Origin of the sequence: Streptomyces sp. NBC_01384, from assembly GCF_045040035.1 — a bacterium.
Classification (GTDB): Bacteria; Actinomycetota; Actinomycetes; order Streptomycetales; family Streptomycetaceae; genus Streptomyces.
The window spans coordinates 2,855,532-2,873,283 of the sequence record NZ_CP109559.1 but is presented as its reverse complement, the minus strand read 5'-3'; the positions used below and the strand labels follow the sequence as shown (position 1 = coordinate 2,873,283).

The following is a 17,752-nucleotide window of genomic DNA, read 5'->3' as shown; positions in this document are numbered from 1 at the left end:
GAGAACTCCCGAGGTCCCCCTGAGAACTCCCGACGCTACTCAGATCCGTCACACAATCTCCCAGGAGCCCCCGGAATCCCACCCTCCGCACCCGTCGCAGCATTCAACAGGCCATAACCAGCCATACCGATAACCATGGAGGGTGACCGAGACCCCAGGGGTTCATGGGAGGTCCGTATGACGGGCGAGATACCCGGCGATGTGCACGACCCGGACGCGCCGCGGGACGGCCCTCCGCGCGGTGTGAACAAGTCGGCCGAACGGAGGCGCTCGGCGGCCGCCGCCGACGCCCGGGAGTCGGTGCACGGCAGCGTCGTCATCTCGATCGGCGCGCTGCTGCTCGGCATGCTGCTGGCCGCCCTCGACCAGACGATCGTGTCGACCGCGCTGCCCACCATCGTCAGTGACCTGGGAGGGCTGGAACACCTCTCCTGGGTGGTCACGGCCTACCTGCTCGCATCGACCGCGGCGACCCCGCTGTGGGGCAAACTCGGCGACCAGTACGGCCGGAAGAAGCTGTTCCAGGCCGCGATCGTGATTTTTCTCATCGGGTCCGCGCTGTGTGGAATGGCGCAGAACATGGGTGAGCTGATCGGCTTCCGCGCCCTGCAGGGCCTCGGTGGCGGTGGGCTCATGGTGCTGTCGATGGCGATCGTCGGTGACATCGTCCCGCCGCGCGAACGGGGGAAGTACCAGGGGCTGTTCGGCGCCGTCTTCGGTACGGCCAGCGTGCTCGGGCCGCTGCTCGGCGGGCTTTTCACCGAGCACCTCAGCTGGCGCTGGGTCTTCTACGTCAACCTGCCGGTCGGCGTGGTCGCGCTCGCCGTGATCGCGACGGTCCTGCACATCCCCAGGAAGTCCGCCGAGCACGTCATCGACTACCTCGGCACGTTCCTCATCGCCTCGGTCGCCACCTGTCTGGTTCTCGTCGCCTCACTCGGCGGCACCACCTGGGGGTGGAGCTCGCCGCAGATCATCGGCCTCGCGGTCCTCGGTGTCCTCCTCGCCGTGGCCTTTGTCGCGGTGGAGCAGCGGGCGGCCGAACCCGTCCTCCCCCTCAAACTCTTCCGCATCCGCACCTTCACCCTCTCCGCCGTCATCAGCTTCGTCGTCGGCTTCGCGATGTTCGGCGCGATGACCTACCTGCCGACTTTCCTCCAGGTCGTCCAGAGAGTGAGCCCCACCCTGTCCGGCGTGCACATGCTGCCCATGGTGTTCGGGCTGCTGTTCTCCTCGACCGTCTCCGGGCAGATCGTCAGCCGTACCGGCCGCTGGAAGGTCTTCCCCATCGCGGGCACCGGCGTCACGACGATCGGTCTGCTCCTGCTCCACCAGCTCGACGAGCACAGCAGCACCGGCGAGATGAGCGTGTACTTCCTCGTCTTCGGCCTGGGCCTCGGCCTGGTCATGCAGGTGCTGGTCCTGATCGTGCAGAACGCGGTCTCGTACGAGGATCTGGGCGTCGCCACCTCCGGCGCGACCTTCTTCCGCTCCATCGGCGCCTCGTTCGGCGTGGCGATCTTCGGCACGGTCTTCGCGAGCGGCCTCGGCAGCAAGCTCACGGACGCGCTGAGTGGACAGCGACTCCCCGCCGGCATCACCCCGAACAGCCTCAAGGCCGCCCCGAAGGGCATCGCCGGCCTGCCGTCCGCGCTCCGCCAGCCCGTCCTGCACGCGTACGCCTCGTCCATCACCGACGTGTTCCTGTACGCCGCCCCGGTCGCCCTGCTCGGCTTCGTGCTGGCCTGGTTCCTGCACGAGGACAAGCTGCGCGGGTCGGTCACGGCGCCGGACATCACCGAGACGCTCGCCACCAACCCCGTACAGCGGTCGTCGTACGACGAGGCGTGCCGCGCGCTGTCCGTGCTCGGCACCCGGGAGGGGCGGCGGGAGATCTATCAGAAGATCACCGAGCGGGCCGGGTACGACCTGCTGCCCGCCGCGAGCTGGCTGCTGCTGCGGATCAAGAAGTACGGCTGGGCCGAGCCCGCCCAGCTCGCCGAGCGCAGCACCGTACCGCTGCCCGTCGTGCTCGCCGCGGCCCGGCAGCTGGAGGAGCGCCGCCTCGCCGCCCGCGAGGGGCTCGACCTCGTTCTCACCGACCAGGGCCGCGAGGTCGCCGAGAAACTGGCCAAGGCCCGTGAGGAGTCCTTCGCGGGTCTGCTCGGCGACTGGTGGGGCCCGGACCGTCCGACCGACCTGATGAAACTGGTCGAGGAACTGAACGCCGAACTGTGCGGCTCCGACGCGGAGCGCCCGCACGGCGGCTCGATGCCGCGTTCACCGCGCACACCGGCGTGACCCTCCCACCGACCTTCAGACCTTCAGAGCGTCAGCTTCTTCGTGAACCAGTGGTCGGCGTAGACGTCGTCGTTGTGTGCTTCGGTCTCCTCGTAACCGTGCCGCGCGTACAGGGCGCGCGCCTCCACCAGATCGCCGCGGGTGTCGAGGATCAGCCGCTCGGCGCCCAGCCCGCGCGCCGCCTCCTCGGCCGCCGCGAGCAGCAGTGGTGCGCCGCCCCTGCCGCGCAGCTCCTCGCGTACGAACACCCGCTTCAGCTCCCCCGTCGTGGCGTCGAGCATCCGCACCCCGGCCATGCCCCCGGGTTCGCCGCCGTGGCGCGCGACCAGCAGCACTCCGCCGGGCGCCTGGAACTCGGCACCCGTGGTTGCCGCGATCTCCCGCTCCAGCTCCTCGGGGTCGGTGGCGTGCCCCTCGTGCAGCAGGTACCAGCGGTCGCTGACCTCCGTGTAGTACGCGCGCCACAGCGCGGCGGCGACCGGGGAGTCGAAGGGTTCGGGGGCCATGGTCCAGGTCATGGTGGTCATTCTCGGGAGGTACCGCCCCCGGTCCGCAAACGCATTACGAGAGACTGCGGGTGAGGACGAGTCCGCGACGAGTCCGCGGCGGGTTCGTTTTGGCGCGGGCTTCCGGACAACCTGGTCCGAGAACCGGCCCGCGCGGTGACGGCGACGGTGCGTTGCCGTCGTACGACGAGTGCGACAAGTACGAGTTGCGGTCGCAGCGCGCGGTCGGTGGGTTCGTGGACGGTCCGCGCGCGGCGTGAAGGCCGCGTCCCGGACCATGTCCCGGGGCGCGGCCTCATGCGTCAACGAGGTCACCCGGCCCGGCGCTCGCGCCACTCCCGGACGATCTCGTCCACGTCGTACGGCTTGAGGCCGAGGGGAGGCCCCGGCGGCGGCTTGAACATGACCTCGCGGATCTTGGCGTTGATGTCCTCGACGATCCGTCGCACGACCCGCTCCGAGGGGGCCGCGGCCGCCGCCACGAGCGCGTCCTCGGCCTCCTTGCGCAGGGCCAGGGTCGGTGGCAGGACGGACAGCCCCTCGCGGGCCATCTTCCGTTTGATCCACCACATTTCGTCGTACGACGTGTCGGTCACGTCGGGCATCGGCTTGCCCGCGCCGGGGAGGTCCGCGAACTCGCCGCGCGCCTCCGCCTCGCGGATCTGTTTGTCGACCCAGGACTCGAAGCTGACGCCGGGTGGCTTGCGCTCGGTCATGTGTCCATTGTGCCGGAGGACGCCCGATCGGACGATTGGGCGATTTATCATGCGGCGGCGGTGCGTCAACGACCACCGGCACCAGGACAATTGAACTGTTGGAACGTGAAGGAGCGCACGTGCTCGAACTCACCATGGCCTCGGTCACCGGGGCGGACGCGGGTGCGACGGCCGGAATGCTGATGGCCGACGCGCCGAGCGACCCCGGGACCATGCTGCGGGTGGGCCGGGACCGGGCCGTGTGCCGGCTCGCGACGCCCGACGACTGGCTGTTCGTCTCCCGGGTTCATCTGGAGTTCCTGTGCGGCCCGGACGGCTCCTGGCAGGTCACGTGGCTGCGTGGGTCCCGCCCGGAGCCCTCCTCCGAGGTACGGCTGACGCTGGCCGGGCTGCCGACCCAGGCGATCCCGTACGGCGGGACGGCGAAGCTCCCCGCGGGTGGCTCCGGGGAGATCGTCATCCTCGACCGTACCGGCCCGCACAGCGTCAACGTGGGCTTCTACCACGAGGCTTGAGCACCCCGAGGCTTGAGCACCCCGAGGTCCGTGCACCCTGAGGCCTGAGTCCTCCGAGGGGAAGATTCAGGCCAGCACGCGCGCCAGCGCGAACCCGTCGTACCCCTTGCTGCCCACCGTCTGGATCGCCGTACCGCTCAACTTCGGGTGGCTGGAGATCAGTTCGAGCGCCGCCCGGGTGCCCCGTACGCTCGGGTCGGCGCTGCCCGCGTCGGTGACCCCGCCGCCGCGCACCACGTTGTCGACGACGATCAGGGAGCCGGGGCGAGTGAGCTTGAGGGCCCACTCGACGTAGTGCGGGTTGTTCACCTTGTCCGCGTCGATGAAAACGAAGTCGAACGGCTCCGGGTTCTCCTCGGCCAGCTTCGGGAGCGACTCCAGTGCGGGGCCGACCCGCACCTCGGAGATCTTGTCGAGGCCCGCGCGGGCGAGGTTGCGGCGGGCGACCTCGGCGTGCGTGGCGTCGTACTCGAAGGTGATCAGCCGGCCGTCGGCGGGGAGCGCGCGGCCCAGCCAGATCGTGCTGTAGCCGCCGAGCGTGCCGATCTCCAGGATGCGGCGGGCGCCCTGGATCTGGGCGAGGAGCTGGAGCAGCTTGCCCTGGTTGGGCGCGACGTTGATCTGCGGCAACCCGGCCGCGTCGCTGTCGCGCAGCGCCGCGGTCAAGGTCTCGTCGGAGGGGGAGAGGAGGGTGGTGAAGTAGTCGTCCACGTCGTTCCAGAGCTGCGACTCGCTCATACACCATGCCTTTCGTATGCCTAGTTAGATGCCCTAACTAGTCCCGCAGGTGAATCTAGTCCAATCGGGCCCCCGGTTTCCATGGTTGCCGTTTCAGCGCGCCGCGGGCTCGACGGCGGGAGCGGAACCCGGCAGCGGGCGTAGGTAACTCGATGTGTGGTGCACATAAATGTGCCGGTTCCGAGGCCTGTCTGTGGGCCGTGTCGCGAACGAAAGGGGGGAGCCGAACCGGTCGCGCACTATCGTCATCCGGACAAAAAGCGGGAGGCCGTCAGGTGAAGAGAGGGTTGCCTGCGTCTCTCGATCGGGGCGTGCGAGCCTCGTAGGGTCAGGACGGAGTCCGGCCGCACGGGACGCACGGGACACGCGGGATGAACGGGACGTACAGGACGCACGGGATGAACGGGGCGGGAGGGTCGGCGGGGCGTGGCGAACGTTGAGCACGGCGGGAGAGCGGGTAATGCCTTCGGGGCCGGGGCGGCGGAATCGGCGAAGGCACGGCTGCGCGCGATCCGCATCGGGTTATGGCTGATCGCCGCGGTCCTCACGGTACGGCAGGTCGCCGTCGTCCTGAGCGCCCCGAAAGGGGAGCGGCTGACAGACCTGGAGACCTGGGTCGGACCGAACGGCGTCCTGCATGTGAAGGGGTCGCTGTACGACTCGACGCAGTTCACCGGCACCCCCTTCGGGGGACTCGTCCTCAAGCCCCTGACCCGCGCGGCCGAGCAGGCGCTCGGCTGGGGCTGGATCTTCGGCAGTCTGTCGCTGGTCGTCGCGCTCGGCCTGGTCGCGGCGCGCGCTCTGCCACAGCCCGTGAGCCGGCGTACGTCGCTGCTCGCCGCGCCCGTCGCGATCAGCCTGCTGATGCTGTCGCTGCCGGTGCGCAACGCCCTCCACCTCGGCCAGACCAGCATCATCCCGGTCCTGCTCGTCCTGCTCGGCTGCTTCGCGGTGCGCGGCGAGCGTGCGAGTGGCGTCCTGATCGGGGTCGGCGCCGCCCTGCAGCCCACCGTGCTGCTCTTCGCGCCGCTGCTCTGGTTCACCGGGCGCCGCCGCGCCGCCGGGTCCACCGGGATCACCTTCGCCGGCCTCACCGCGCTCGCCTGGGCCGCGATGCCGCACGACTCGAACACGTACTGGGTGCACCACCTGGCGGGCGTCGGCCTCGGCCGGGACGCCGACGACCTCTCCAACCAGTCCCTGCACGGCGCGCTGCTGCGGCTCGGTCTCAACGGCCCGCTGGAGATCGCCCTGTTCCTGCTGCTCGGCGCGGGCGTCGCGGTCCTCGGTCTGCGCCGCGCCATCCGTTACGCACGGGACGGGCAGCTCCTCCTGGCCGTGGCGATCACCGGCTGTGTCGCCGTCGCCGTCTCGCCCACGAGCTGGCAGCACCAGTTGCTGTGGGTGCTGCTCGCGCTGGTCGGCCGGGTCGGCAAGAAGACCTCGGACCGCTCCATGTGGCCCGTCGCCGTCATCCTCGTCATGTCGCTGCCCGCGAAGATGATGCTGCCGAACATGGCGATGCTGTACCCGCTGCGCGACAACGTGGTGCTGCTCGTCGCGCTCGCCGCCGCCACCCTCGTCCCGTTCCTCTCCCGCACCTCGGAGTACTACCGGGCGCCGATCCCCACCGAGTACGCGCCGCACGCTGCGACGCTCCCTCAGAGCCCTGAAGGCCTGGGAGGTACCCCCAGGAAACGAGTGCCGCTGCTCCCGTTCCTGGGCCGCGTCCTCACCCGCCCGAACCTGCTGCTCGAACTGCTCCTGATCCGCGTCGGCTACTCCACCTACCAGCAGGTCAGGCTCGCCACGGCGGGCGGCACCAACGCGGGCGGCCGGGTCACCGCCGAACACCACGGCGAGCAGGTCCTCTCCATCGAGCGGTTTCTGCACATCGACATCGAGCACTGGGCCAACCACGCCGTGGTCAAGGTCGGCTGGCTGCGGGACTTCTTCGACTTCTACTACCTGTCGTTCCACTTCGTCGTCCCGCTCACCGTCCTCGGTGTGCTCTATGCCCGCCGCCCCGGTGACTACCGCTGGGCGCGCTCGGCGCTCGGCTTCACCACGCTGGTCGCACTGGTCGGCTTCTGGCTCTTCCCGCTCGCCCCGCCGCGTCTGATGCCGGGCCTTGGGGTCATCGACACCGTGTACGGCGTGCAGGACTTCTCCAAGCCGGACTACGGCACGCTGACCGCGCTGACCAACCAGTACGCGGCGATGCCCTCGCTGCACTTCGGCTGGTCCCTGTGGTGCGGCCTGGTCATCGCGATCCTGGCGCCCAAGTGGTGGATGAAGGCGCTCGGCCTGCTGTACCCGCTGTGCACGGTCTCCGCGATCGTGGCGACCGGCAACCACTGGGTCCTGGACGCGGTGGGCGGAGCGGCCGTCGTCAGCGCGGGCTTCGGCCTGACCTACCTCCTCCAGGGCCCGCGGCCGAGGCTGTTGGCGAAGCCCGTGGAGGTCAGTACGAAGGAGCCGGTCCCGGCGGCGGAGCGTACTCCGAGCTGATCCGGTGGGCGCCCGGATCGGTCACCGTCAGCCGCGTGAACTCGCCGTCCGCACGGGGGGCCGGTCTCGGGGGAGGCAGGGGCGGGGCGTAGGGGGATGCCCCTGCCTCCCCCGGGACGGGCCGACGGGCACCGGGAGGCCGTCGGCCCGAGTGAGGGGTACGGTCAACCGGCGTTGACCTGGAGTTCCTTGACGCCGTTGATCCAGGCGGAGCGCAGTCGGCGCGGGTCGCCGACCAGGGTGAGGTTGGGCATCGCGTCGGCGATCGCGTTGAAGATGAGGTCGATCTCGAGGACGGCGAGGGACTTGCCGAGGCAGTAGTGGGGGCCTCCGCCGCCGAAGCCGAGGTGGGGGTTGGGGTCGCGGGTGATGTCGAAGGTGTCCGGGTTCTCGAAGACCTCGGGGTCGTGGTTGGCGGAGGCGTAGAAGATGCCGATCCGGTCGCCCTTCTTGATCTGCTTGCCGCCGAGTGCGGTGTCCTGGGTGGCGGTGCGCTGGAAGGAGACGACCGGGGTCGCCCACCGCACGATCTCCTCGGCGGTGGTCGCCGGGCGGGTGCTCTTGTACAGCTCCCACTGCTCGGGGTGGGTGAGGAAGGCGTGCATGCCGTGGGTGATGGCGTTGCGGGTGGTCTCGTTGCCCGCGACGGACAGCATCAGCACGAAGAAGCCGAACTCGTCGGAACCGAGGTTGCCCTCGTCCTCGGCCGCCACCAGCGTGCTGACGATGTCCTTGGCCGGGCACTGCTTGCGCTCGGCGGCCATGTTCATGGCGTACGAGATGAGCTCGGCGGCCGACTGGGCGCCGACCTCCTCGGTGATGGCGTACTCCGGGTCGTCGTACGCGATCATCTTGTTGGACCACTCGAAGATCTTGATGCGGTCGTCCTGGGGGACGCCGATCAGCTCGGCTATCGCCTGCAGGGGCAGTTCGCAGGCCACCTCGGTGACGAAGTCGAAGGGTCCCGAGTGGGCGCGGGCGCCCTCGACGATCGCATGGGCGCGGGACCGCAGCCGCTCCTCCAGCGCCCGGATGGCCCGTGGCGTGAACCCGCGCTGCACGATCTGGCGGACGCGGGTGTGCTCGGGCGGGTCCATGTTGAGCAGGATCAGCCGCTGCGCGTCGATCGCGTCGCGCTGCATGTGCTCGTGGAAGCGGATGATCGCGGTGTTGAGGTAGGAGGAGTAGATCTCCGGGTGCGTGGAGACGTACTTGACGTCCGCGTGCCGGGTGACCGCCCAGTAGCCCTCGTCCTGGAAGCCGGCCAGGCCGGCCGGCTGGGGGATCCAGCGGACCGGTTCGGCCCGGCGCAGTTCGGCGAACTCCGGCAGGGGCACGCGGTGGTGCAGCAGATCGGGGTCGGTGAAGTCGAACCCGTCGGGCAGCGCGGGACAGGGCATCGGCGACCACCCACCATTCTGACGGTTCATCAGGAAACGCGAATTGCCGTGAAGGTAGTAACGGGTTCTACAACTCGCAAGGGGTGTGGCGAGTCGAATTACGTGCGGAGTCCGTGCCCATCCCGTGCGGATCGCCGCTTCATTGCTACTTCCGGGAGTGCACGACCCTTGCGGCGCGAGGGCTTGGCTCCGCAGACTGCAGACAGAACTAGTACACGTTCTAGTTCGGCGCGGTGGGTGGGCCGGGACGCCCCGCGCTGCGCGGGTCAGCAGGGCCTGGCCGTAGGGCAGGCCTGAGGAGAGGACGAGCCCCCATGGCCGCGGAACCCGTGATCGTCGAAGCCGTACGCACCCCCATCGGCAAGCGCGGCGGCGCGCTCGCCAACCTCCACCCCGCCTATCTCCTGGGCGAGACCTACCGCGAACTCCTCGGCCGCACCGGCATCCACGCCGACTGCGTCGAGCAGATCGTCGGCGGCACGGTGACGCACGCCGGCGAACAGTCCATGAACCCCGCCCGCACGGCCTGGCTCGCCATGGGCCTGCCGTACGAGACGGCGGCCACGACGGTCGACTGCCAGTGCGGCTCCTCGCAACAGGCCTCGCACATGGTTGCCAACATGATCGCGGCGGGTGTCATCGATATGGGGATCAGCTGTGGCGTCGAGGCGATGTCGCGGGTGCCGCTGGGCTCGGGTTCCAAGCACGGGCCGGGGAAGCCGTTCCCGGACGAGTGGAACGTCGACCTGCCCAATCAGTTCGAGGCGGCGGAGCGCATCGCCCGCCATCGCGGGCTGACGCGCGAGAACGTCGACTCGCTCGGGCTGGTCTCGCAGGAGCGGGCCGCGATCGCCTGGTCGGAGGAACGGTTCAAGCGCGAGACATTCGCCGTCCAGGTGCCGACGACGGAGGACGAACAGCGCGCCGGGCAGGGCATGTGGCGGCTCGTCGACCGCGACGAGGGGCCGCGCGACACATCGATGGAGGCGCTGGCCGGCCTGAAACCGGTGATGCCGACGGCCGTCCATACGGCGGGCAACTCGTCCCAGATCTCGGACGGGGCCGCCGCGATCCTCTGGGCGTCCAAGCGGATGGCGCGTGCGCTGAAGCTGCGCCCGAGGGCGCGGATCGTGGCCCAGGCGCTGGTCGGCTCGGACCCGCACTTCCACCTGGACGGGCCGATCGATGCCACGCGCGCCGTTCTGGGGAAGGCCGGGATGTCCCTGAAGGACATCGACCTTGTCGAGATCAACGAGGCGTTCGCGGCAGTGGTGTTGAGCTGGGCTCAGGTCTTCGAACAGGACCTGGAGAAGGTGAACGTGAATGGCGGGGCGATTGCCCTCGGGCACCCCGTCGGGGCGACGGGGGCCCGGCTCATCACGACCGCGCTGCACGAACTGGAGCGGCGGGACAAGGAGTTCGCGCTGATCACGATGTGCGCGGGCGGGGGGCTTGCCACCGGGACGATCATCCAGCGGTTGTAGCGCTCCACTCACGGACGGTTCCCATCAACTGACGTGCACGCCCGTCGAGTTGTCGCCGGAGGCGGAGGGTGGGCGCGCGCTCGTCCTGCTGGGCGCGGTGGTCGACAAGTGGGGTGTGGCACCGGCGCCCGGGGGTGGCAGGACGGTGTGGTTCGAGTGCCGACCGGCTCGGCCGTAGGGCCAAACCCAGGTGGCGGTGAATCACTCATGGTGATGATGATCGCGCGGGGGAACCCGTACGTCCGTTTTCGTCCCCTGATGATGAGGCTCACATCCGAGTCGCACGGCCGCATCCCGGCCCCGGGGTTGTACGTCCCCGGGGCCGTCGTGCGGCCCGAAGGAAGGGGAGCAACGGCAGTGAGCGATGAGAAGGCGGCCCGCGAGGAGCAGTACGTCGGTTCGATCGGGCTGATGACCCCGCTGGACCAGCCGAAGCCGCCACCGGCCCCGGAGCCGGACGAGACGTGGTACATCGGCCGTCACCTCAACCCTGATGAGGAGGGGCAGGAAGACTACGTGCCGGTCTACGACGGCACCGCCTGGGTGTACTACGGCAAGGGCCACCGCGGTGTGGAGCGGCCGGTGCTGATGGCCGACGGCTTCAATGTGGGGCCCAGCAGCCTGAACGAGCTCTACCACGGCTTCGAGCGGGGCGAGTACCCGCTGATGAGCCAGTTGCACGAGCGCGGGCGGGACGCGGTCATCTTCGGCTACGGGGAGCGCTCCGCGTCGATCCTCGACAACGCCGGGTACGTGATCGAGGCGATCACGAAGCTGATTGACGAGCGCAGGGGCAGTGAACCGCTGGTGGTCGGCGGGTTCAGCATGGGCGGCCTGGTCACCCGCTACGCCCTGGCGCGCATGGAGACCCAGAAGATGGACCACCAGACCGGGACGTACTTCTCCTACGACAGCCCCCACCGCGGCGCGTGGGTGCCGATCGGCCTGCAGGCGTTCGCGCACTACATGAAGCGCGTCAACCCGCTCAACAGCGCGCTGTCGGCCCAGATCAACAGCCCGGCCTCCCGCGAGCTGATGTGGCGGCACATCGAGACGGTGGACGGCACTCCCGGGCAGGACAAGGCCCGCACCGAGTTCCTCGCGGCCCTGGAGCGCGTCGGCAACTGGCCGATGCGACCGCGGAAGCTCGGCGTCGCCAACGGCACCGGAAACGGCCAGGGCACGGGAATCGAGCCAGGCGCGGAAGCGTTCCGCTCCACCGGGCTGCTGTTCCCCGGAACCACCGTCTACACCCAGTCCGAGGGTGATGACGCCCTGGTCGCCGAACTGAAAGCGACCTTCGGGAAGAACGAGACGATCACCACCGACGGACTGCCGGAGATCGACGGTGCTCCCGGCGGCACTCTGGCGTCCTTCGCCATTGCCGCCAACGTCCTCAACAAGCTGCCCTTCGGCAGCGCCGTGGCCCCGGTCCCCGCGATCTGCTTCGTGCCCTCGGTCAGCGCGGTGGCCGTCCGCGACCTGGACACCACCGCCCTGCTGACCACCGACATCAGCGCCCTCGACCCGGGCGAGAGCGAACTCGACGAGTTCCTGTGCGCCTCGCAGAACGAGGACCACACAAAGATCACCGAGGAGCTGTGCGACTGGCTCCTCGACCAGCTGTAGCCCAGCCCGCTCGGGGGTCGACCGGGCGAGGCGCTTGAAGGCCCCGGGCTCCGTGACGGAGTCCGGGGCCGGTCCGGGGCCGGACCCGCGGGGCGCGGCATCACCGGGTCTTCGAGGGTGAGCGGTGCACGGAGGCGCGCTGCCCCGACACCCGGGCGCGGGGAATGTGACACCTCGGCGAGAACTGTCACATTCTCGCAGCAAGGGCAGTCCGTGAGGGCGTTTCATCGGAAGGGGTCGGCGCGTCCGGTATCCCCTGGACACTGCCTGCGACACCCGTATCTCCCGGACACTGCCTGCGACGCCCGCTGGATCACCTTCTCGGGGGCGGGACACCGTTACTCCCGCCCCGACGCCGCCACCGCCAGCACGCCCGCCAGCAGCGCCGCGATCAGCAGCGGGATGCCCAGGCCATGGTTGATCACCAGCCACGCGCCGAGCGCGGCGCCCACCAGCATCGCGATCACGGCGGCAGTGCGGCGCGGGGAGCGGTGGCCCGAGCCGTCGCCGGCTGCGGAGTCGGAGGCCAGGCCCGTCAGGGTCATCGTCAGGACGGTGGTCGTCAGGTCGGGCACCCCCAGCTTCCGTACCGTCGCGTTGCGCAGGCCCATGGCGAAGGCGGTGAGGGCGATCAGGGTGTACACGGTCGCGGTGGCGCCCGGTGCCGCGAAGGCGACCGCCGCCGACACGCCCACGAACACCGCCTCCGCGGCGAGCGTGATCCGCGCCCAGGTCCGCCGCGAACCACCGCCGAACCGCCCCGCGATCCGGCCCCCGGCGATGGCGCCCACCAGGAAGAACGCCAGCGACGTCGAGGTGTGCGGGATCGAGAAGCCGGGGGCGCCGGCCGCGGCGAAGCCGAGTACCACCACGTTGCCGGTCATGTTCGCCGTGAAGACATGTCCGAGTCCGAGATAGCTCACCGCGTCGATCAGCCCGCTGACCACGGTCAGGGACAGCAGCACCACCACCAGGCGCAGTCCGCGCGCCTCGGGGTCCTGCGTCTTCTCCGTCTCGGCGCTCATACGGCCTCCGGTCAGCGGGACGGGCCCGGTGTACCTAAGCCCACCACGGACACGGGGGAAGCATATGAAACACGGACCAGTCGGCGTGGGTGGCGGGGGCTCGCCGGAGCGGCGGCTCTGCTGCTCGCCGGACTCGCGGCGGCGCCGGTCGCCGCGGCCGGAGGGCGGACGCGGCGCGGCGAGCTCGTAACGGGGGGGCATGGCGAAGGCGGCGGCCCCGGGGATCGGGGGTCGCCGCCTTCGCGTCTGCGGGTGCTGTGGGGCGCCGGTCGTCACCGGGCCGCCGGTCAGTACCAGTGGTTGGTCTGCCAGAAGTTCCAGGCGGCGGCCGGGCTGCCGTAGCGGGAGTTCATGTAGTCCAGGCCCCACTTGATCTGGGTGGCCGGGTTCGTCTTCCAGTCGGAGCCGGCGGTCGACATCTTCGAGCCGGGCAGGGCCTGGACCAGGCCGTAGGCACCGGAGGAGGAGTTCGTGGCGCCGGGGTTCCAGCCGCTCTCGTGCTCGACGATCTTGCTGAAGGCACTGAACTGCGCTGCGTCCGGGATCATCTGGTGCGCGATCGTCTGAGCGGAGGAGGCCTGGGTGGTGGCGGCCTGGGCGGGGGCCGCGGCCAGGACCATGCCGGTGGTGGCGGCAGCCACGGCGGCGGTGGCGAGGACCTTCTTCGGGGAGGCGATGCGGCGGATGAAGGAGACGGACACGCGGAGAACCTTTCTTCGGAAACAGGGCGATCGCTGCATGCCTGACCCACACGATGTGTGGAGGAGGCGTACGTAAGCGCCGCGGCCCGGGTGGGCTCGTGGCGCCTGGCGACTGCTCCAGAGAAACAGGCTTGAAACCCGTCCGCAATGACCCCTTTTACTAGTGGTGGTCGCATCCGAGTAGAAAGTGCCTTATGTGATCTGGGTCTCAAACCCCAGGTCAGAGGGGTTGACGACGAGTGCATGTCACGCCTTTGGATCTACGATCGCGCTTCGTATGTGACGTAGGTCCTGTGGGCTGCCTCACCGTGAGGTTTGCGGACGGTGCGCGACCGCCCACGGAGTGCGGCCGGGTGGTGTGACGGGGGCCGCAGATCACCGGGGTTCGAATGTGACCGGGGTCTCGAAGGCGGCCCGGCGCGTCGCCCGGCGGAGCGCCTTGAGGAGGGCCGTGCCGAGCGTGAGGGTCAAGGCGACGGTGACGACGGCCCGGCCCAGGTCCCAGCCGAGGGACGTGGCCAGGCAGTAGGCGAGGAAACGGGTCAGGTTGGCGGAGACGGCGGCGTGCGGGTCGAAGGCGATGTTCGAGGCCAGCGCGTCCATGAAGGGCCAGCCGGCCAGATTCATGACCGTGCCGTAGGCGAAGGCGGCGCAGAATCCGTACGCGGCGAGCAGGGCCAGTTCGGCGCGGCCCCGCAGCCGGCCGGGGCCCGGCAGCAGCCCGGCGCCCATCGTGAACCACCCCATGGCGAGCATCTGGAACGGCATCCACGGCCCCACGCCACCCGTGAGCAGCGCGGACGAGAACATCGTCACGGACCCGAGCACGAACCCGAACCCCGGTCCCAGCACCCGCCCGCTCAGCACCATCAGGAAGAACATCGGCTCGATCCCGGCCGTCCCGGCACCGATCGGCCGCAGCGCGGCGCCGGTCGCGGCCAGTACCCCGAGCATGGCCACCGCCTTCGGGCCGAGCCCGGACTCGGAGATCGTCGCCGCGACCACTCCGACGAGCAGCACGAGCAGCCCCGCGAACAGCCACGGCGCGTCCTGCGTATGTGTGCCGACCCCCGAGTCGGGGTCGGCGAAGAGCGGCCAGCCGAATCCGGCGAGACCGACGGCGCTCACCAGGGAGAGGGCGGCGAGGGAGCGGGGGCCGAGGCGGATGGCCTTCGCTTGTGGCTGTGGCTGTGGCTGTGGCTGTGGCCGTGACGGGGGCTGCTTGCGGGGGCGGGCTTTGGGCGCGGTCATGAGAGTGCGTCCCTGATCTGGGCGACCGTGAGCCACGGCTGTGGCGCCAGCACCTTCGTGACTTGCGGGGCGAAGGACGGGGACGCGACGACCACCTCGGCCGTGGGACCGTCGGCGACGATCTCACCGTCCGCGAGGACGACGACGCGGTGCGCGAGCTCGGCGGCGAGTTCCACGTCGTGGGTGGCCAGGAGGATGGCGTGGCCCCCGGCGGCCAGGCCGCGCAGGATCATGATCAGGCGGGCCTTCGCCGCGTAGTCGAGGCCGCGGGTCGGCTCGTCGAGGAGCAGGAGCGGGGGGCGGGCCGTCAGGACGACGGCCAGCGCGAGCGCCAGCCGCTGGCCTTCCGAGAGGTCCCGGGGGTGGGTGCCGTCGGCGATGTCCGGCAGCAGCTCGGACACCAGGGCCCGACACGTGCCGGGCTCGGCGCCCGCGTCGACGTCGGCCGCCCCGCATTCGGCGGCCACCGTGTCGGCGTACAGGAGATCCCGTGGTTCCTGGGGTACGAGGCCCACGCGCCGTACGAGGTCGTGGGGCGGTGTCCGGCGCGGGATCACACCGCTGACCCGGACCGAGCCGGCCGCCGGTTCGACCAGCCCGACCAGCGTTCCGAGAAGGGTGGACTTCCCGGCGCCGTTGCGGCCCATCAGCGCGATGATCTCGCCGGGGGTGGCGGTGAGGTCGACGCGCCGGAGTGCTTCGACGTGGCCGTGGCGGACGGCGAGGGCGTCGACCGCGGCCGGTTGCGCGGGGGGTGCCGGGCGCGTCGCTGCGGCGGTGCGCTTGCGGAGGAGACGGGGGCGGCGGGGGAGGGACGACGGGGGAGGCAGGGGAGGCAGGGGAGGCAGGGGAGGCAGGGGTGGCTGGGGAGGCGGGGGAGGTTCGACGCCGGGCGCCGGGGGCGTCCTCTCCGGTACGAGGTTCGCGAGTCGCTCCCGCAGGGTCCCCGCCCTGCGTCGTGCGTCGCGCACCGTGAGGGGGAGCGGGGACCAGTCGGCCAGCCGGCCCAGGTCCACCACCGGCGGGTACACCGGGGAGACGGCCATGATCTCGGACGGGGTGCCGAGGAGCGGGGCGGCGCCCGGGGAGGGGAGGAGGGCGACCTGGTCGGCGTACTGGATGACGCGTTCGAGGCGGTGCTCGGCCATCAGGACGGTGGTGCCGAGGTCGTGGACGAGTCGTTGCAGGACGGCGAGGACCTCTTCGGCGGCGGCAGGGTCCAGGGCAGACGTGGGCTCGTCGAGGACCAGGACCCTCGGGTGCGGGGTGAGGACCGAGCCGATGGCCACGCGTTGCTGCTGGCCGCCGGAGAGCGTGGCGATCGGGCGCTCGCGCAGGTCCGCCAGGCCCAGCAGGTCCAGAGTCTCCTCGACGCGACGGCGCATCACGGCCGGGGCCAGACCCAACGACTCCATGCCGTACGCGAGTTCGTCCTCGACCGTGTCCGTCACGAAGTGGGACAGCGGGTCCTGGCCCACCGTTCCGACGACGTCCGCGAGTTCGCGGGGCTTGTGGGTACGGGTGTCCCGTCCCGCGACCGTGACCCGGCCGCGCAGGGTGCCGCCCGTGAAGTGGGGGACGAGGCCGCTGACCGCGCCGAGAACGGTGGACTTGCCGACGCCGGAGGGCCCGACGAGCAGGACCAGTTCGCCTTCGGGGACCTCGAAGTCCACGCCCCGGACGGTGGGTTCGGCTGCTCCGTCGTACGTCACGGAGACATCCTCGAAGCGGATCATGAGGGTTCCTGGGGAGTGGAGGGGTCTTTGGGGAGCGGGGCTGTGAAGGCGGGGAGGAGGCCGAGCAGGATCGCCGCCGCCGGCCAGAGGGGGAGAGCGGGGGCCACGAGGGGGACGACGCCGGGGCGCAGGGCCGTGGGATCGTACGCGGCGGAGACGATCAGCCCGGCCGCGACGGTGGCGCCGGAACCCGCCACCAGCCAGGCCCGTACGCCCCACACCTCCGGGCGGTAGCGCGTGCGGGGTGAGCGGCGGCCGCCCAGCCGGAGGCCACCGAGCGTCGCGGTCAGTCCGGCGAGCAGCACGGGCAGGCCGTAGCTGCCGCCCTCGGCGGTCAGTACTCCGTACGTGCCCGCGCAGACGCCCAGCAGGCCGCCCAGCGTCAGGACGGTGTTCGCACGGCGGACCATGGGCGCAACCTCGGCGGTCCGCCCGTAGCCGCGGGCGTCCATCGCCGCCGCGAGGGCGACCGAGCGCTCCAACGCGCCCTCCAGGACCGGGAGTCCCACGTGCAGCAGACCGCGCAGGCCCCGGTCGGGGCGGCCCCGCAGGCGGCGGGCGGCGCGGAGCCGTTGTACGTCCGCGATCAGATTCGGCGCGAACGTCAGCGCGACGACCACCGCCACGCCCGCCTCGTACAGGGCGCCGGGGAGTGACTTCAGCAGCCGCGCGGGGTTGGCCAGGGCGTTCGCCGCGCCTACGCAGATGAGGAGCGTGGCCAGTTTCAGGCCGTCGTACAGCGCGAAGAGCAGGCCCTCGGCGGTGACCCGGCCGCCGATGCGGATGCCTTGGGCCCAGTGGGGGAGGGGGACCTCGGGGAGCGTGACGAGGAGGTGGCTGCCGGGGATGGGGGAGCCGAGGAGGACGGCGAAGGCGAGGCGGATGGTGAGGACGGCGAGCCCGAGCTTGATGAACGCGGTGTAGGAGTGGGCCCAGGGCGCGTCGGTTCGGTGGGTGGCCACCACGTAGCCGGCTACGCCTATGAGGAGGGTGAGGAGGAGGGGGTTGGTGGTGCGGGAGGCGGCTGTTCCCAGGCCAAGGGCCCAGATCCACCAGGTGGCTGGGGGGAGGGTGTTGGCGCGGGTCGCTCTGGGGGCGCGGGTACGACGGTGCGGTGGGCGCCGGCTTTGAACGGCAGCGGCAGCGGCAGCCTGTGCGGTGGGCGTAGTCGCCCCTGTTGGGGTCGCGTCCTCTGTTGTCATTGGCTTCACCCCCGATGTCATTGCTTTCACCCCCGCT

Annotated in this window: 14 protein-coding genes; 5 read left to right on the top strand and 9 right to left on the bottom strand. The window is 70.6% G+C overall.

Annotated elements, in window-relative coordinates; all coding sequences use genetic code 11:
• Positions 1 to 177: 177 nt before the first annotated feature.
• Entirely contained in the window at positions 178 to 2,301 is a 2,124-nt protein-coding gene (locus OG747_RS13010; protein ID WP_405879483.1) for a DHA2 family efflux MFS transporter permease subunit, read from the top strand.
• A gap of 23 nt (positions 2,302 to 2,324) precedes the next feature.
• Here the strand turns inward: OG747_RS13010 and OG747_RS13005 are convergent, their stop codons facing one another.
• Together OG747_RS13005 and OG747_RS13000 are read right to left on the bottom strand one after the other, a co-directional pair.
• Positions 2,325 to 2,828, bottom strand: coding sequence for a GNAT family N-acetyltransferase (locus OG747_RS13005; protein WP_405879482.1), 504 nt, complete (start codon positions 2,826 to 2,828; stop codon positions 2,325 to 2,327).
• A 290-nt stretch (positions 2,829 to 3,118) separates the two neighbouring features.
• Complete coding sequence (locus OG747_RS13000) at positions 3,119 to 3,523, bottom strand: DUF1992 domain-containing protein (protein ID WP_405879481.1); 405 nt, start codon at positions 3,521 to 3,523, stop codon at positions 3,119 to 3,121.
• A 119-nt stretch (positions 3,524 to 3,642) separates the two neighbouring features.
• Between OG747_RS13000 and OG747_RS12995 the strand changes: the two genes are divergently transcribed.
• Entirely contained in the window at positions 3,643 to 4,038 is a 396-nt protein-coding gene (locus tag OG747_RS12995; RefSeq protein ID WP_405879480.1) for a hypothetical protein, read from the top strand.
• Positions 4,039 to 4,104: 66 nt separating this feature from the next.
• On the opposite strand, the gene OG747_RS12990 is transcribed toward OG747_RS12995, so the two are convergent.
• Positions 4,105 to 4,776, bottom strand: coding sequence for an O-methyltransferase (locus OG747_RS12990; RefSeq protein ID WP_405879479.1), 672 nt, complete (start codon positions 4,774 to 4,776; stop codon positions 4,105 to 4,107).
• 426 nt (positions 4,777 to 5,202) lie between these two features.
• Here OG747_RS12990 and OG747_RS12985 point away from each other — a divergent pair, with 426 nt between their 5' ends.
• A complete protein-coding gene (locus OG747_RS12985) occupies positions 5,203 to 7,287 on the top strand; it encodes a bifunctional glycosyltransferase 87/phosphatase PAP2 family protein (protein ID WP_405879478.1) in 2,085 nt (694 codons plus the stop codon).
• A 164-nt stretch (positions 7,288 to 7,451) separates the two neighbouring features.
• Here the strand turns inward: OG747_RS12985 and OG747_RS12980 are convergent, their stop codons facing one another.
• Complete coding sequence (locus OG747_RS12980) at positions 7,452 to 8,687, bottom strand: cytochrome P450 (protein WP_405885524.1); 1,236 nt, start codon at positions 8,685 to 8,687, stop codon at positions 7,452 to 7,454.
• A 314-nt stretch (positions 8,688 to 9,001) separates the two neighbouring features.
• On the opposite strand from OG747_RS12980, the gene OG747_RS12975 reads away from it, so the two are divergent.
• Positions 9,002 to 10,171: a steroid 3-ketoacyl-CoA thiolase gene (locus OG747_RS12975; RefSeq protein WP_405879477.1), complete on the top strand. Its 1,170-nt coding sequence runs from the start codon at positions 9,002 to 9,004 to the stop codon at positions 10,169 to 10,171.
• 357 nt (positions 10,172 to 10,528) lie between these two features.
• Positions 10,529 to 11,800 (top strand): esterase/lipase family protein, encoded by a 1,272-nt coding sequence (locus OG747_RS12970; RefSeq protein ID WP_405879476.1) that lies wholly within the window; start codon positions 10,529 to 10,531, stop codon positions 11,798 to 11,800.
• Positions 11,801 to 12,138: 338 nt separating this feature from the next.
• Here the strand turns inward: OG747_RS12970 and OG747_RS12965 are convergent, their stop codons facing one another.
• The 5 genes from OG747_RS12965 to OG747_RS12945 form a co-directional block, all read right to left on the bottom strand.
• Positions 12,139 to 12,825, bottom strand: coding sequence for a YoaK family protein (locus tag OG747_RS12965; protein ID WP_405879475.1), 687 nt, complete (start codon positions 12,823 to 12,825; stop codon positions 12,139 to 12,141).
• A gap of 287 nt (positions 12,826 to 13,112) precedes the next feature.
• Positions 13,113 to 13,526 (bottom strand): transglycosylase SLT domain-containing protein, encoded by a 414-nt coding sequence (locus tag OG747_RS12960; protein WP_405879474.1) that lies wholly within the window; start codon positions 13,524 to 13,526, stop codon positions 13,113 to 13,115.
• 375 nt (positions 13,527 to 13,901) lie between these two features.
• The gene (locus OG747_RS12955) at positions 13,902 to 14,777 is read right to left on the bottom strand and encodes an ECF transporter S component (RefSeq protein ID WP_405879473.1); all 876 of its coding nucleotides are present in this window, start codon (positions 14,775 to 14,777) and stop codon (positions 13,902 to 13,904) included.
• Positions 14,774 to 16,513: an ABC transporter ATP-binding protein gene (locus OG747_RS12950; protein ID WP_405879472.1), complete on the bottom strand. Its 1,740-nt coding sequence runs from the start codon at positions 16,511 to 16,513 to the stop codon at positions 14,774 to 14,776. The genes OG747_RS12955 and OG747_RS12950 overlap by 4 nt, the downstream gene beginning before the upstream one ends.
• Positions 16,510 to 17,715: an energy-coupling factor transporter transmembrane component T gene (locus tag OG747_RS12945; RefSeq protein WP_405879471.1), complete on the bottom strand. Its 1,206-nt coding sequence runs from the start codon at positions 17,713 to 17,715 to the stop codon at positions 16,510 to 16,512. Before OG747_RS12945 ends, OG747_RS12950 begins: the two co-directional genes overlap by 4 nt.
• Between the last annotated feature and the right edge of the window lie 37 nt (positions 17,716 to 17,752).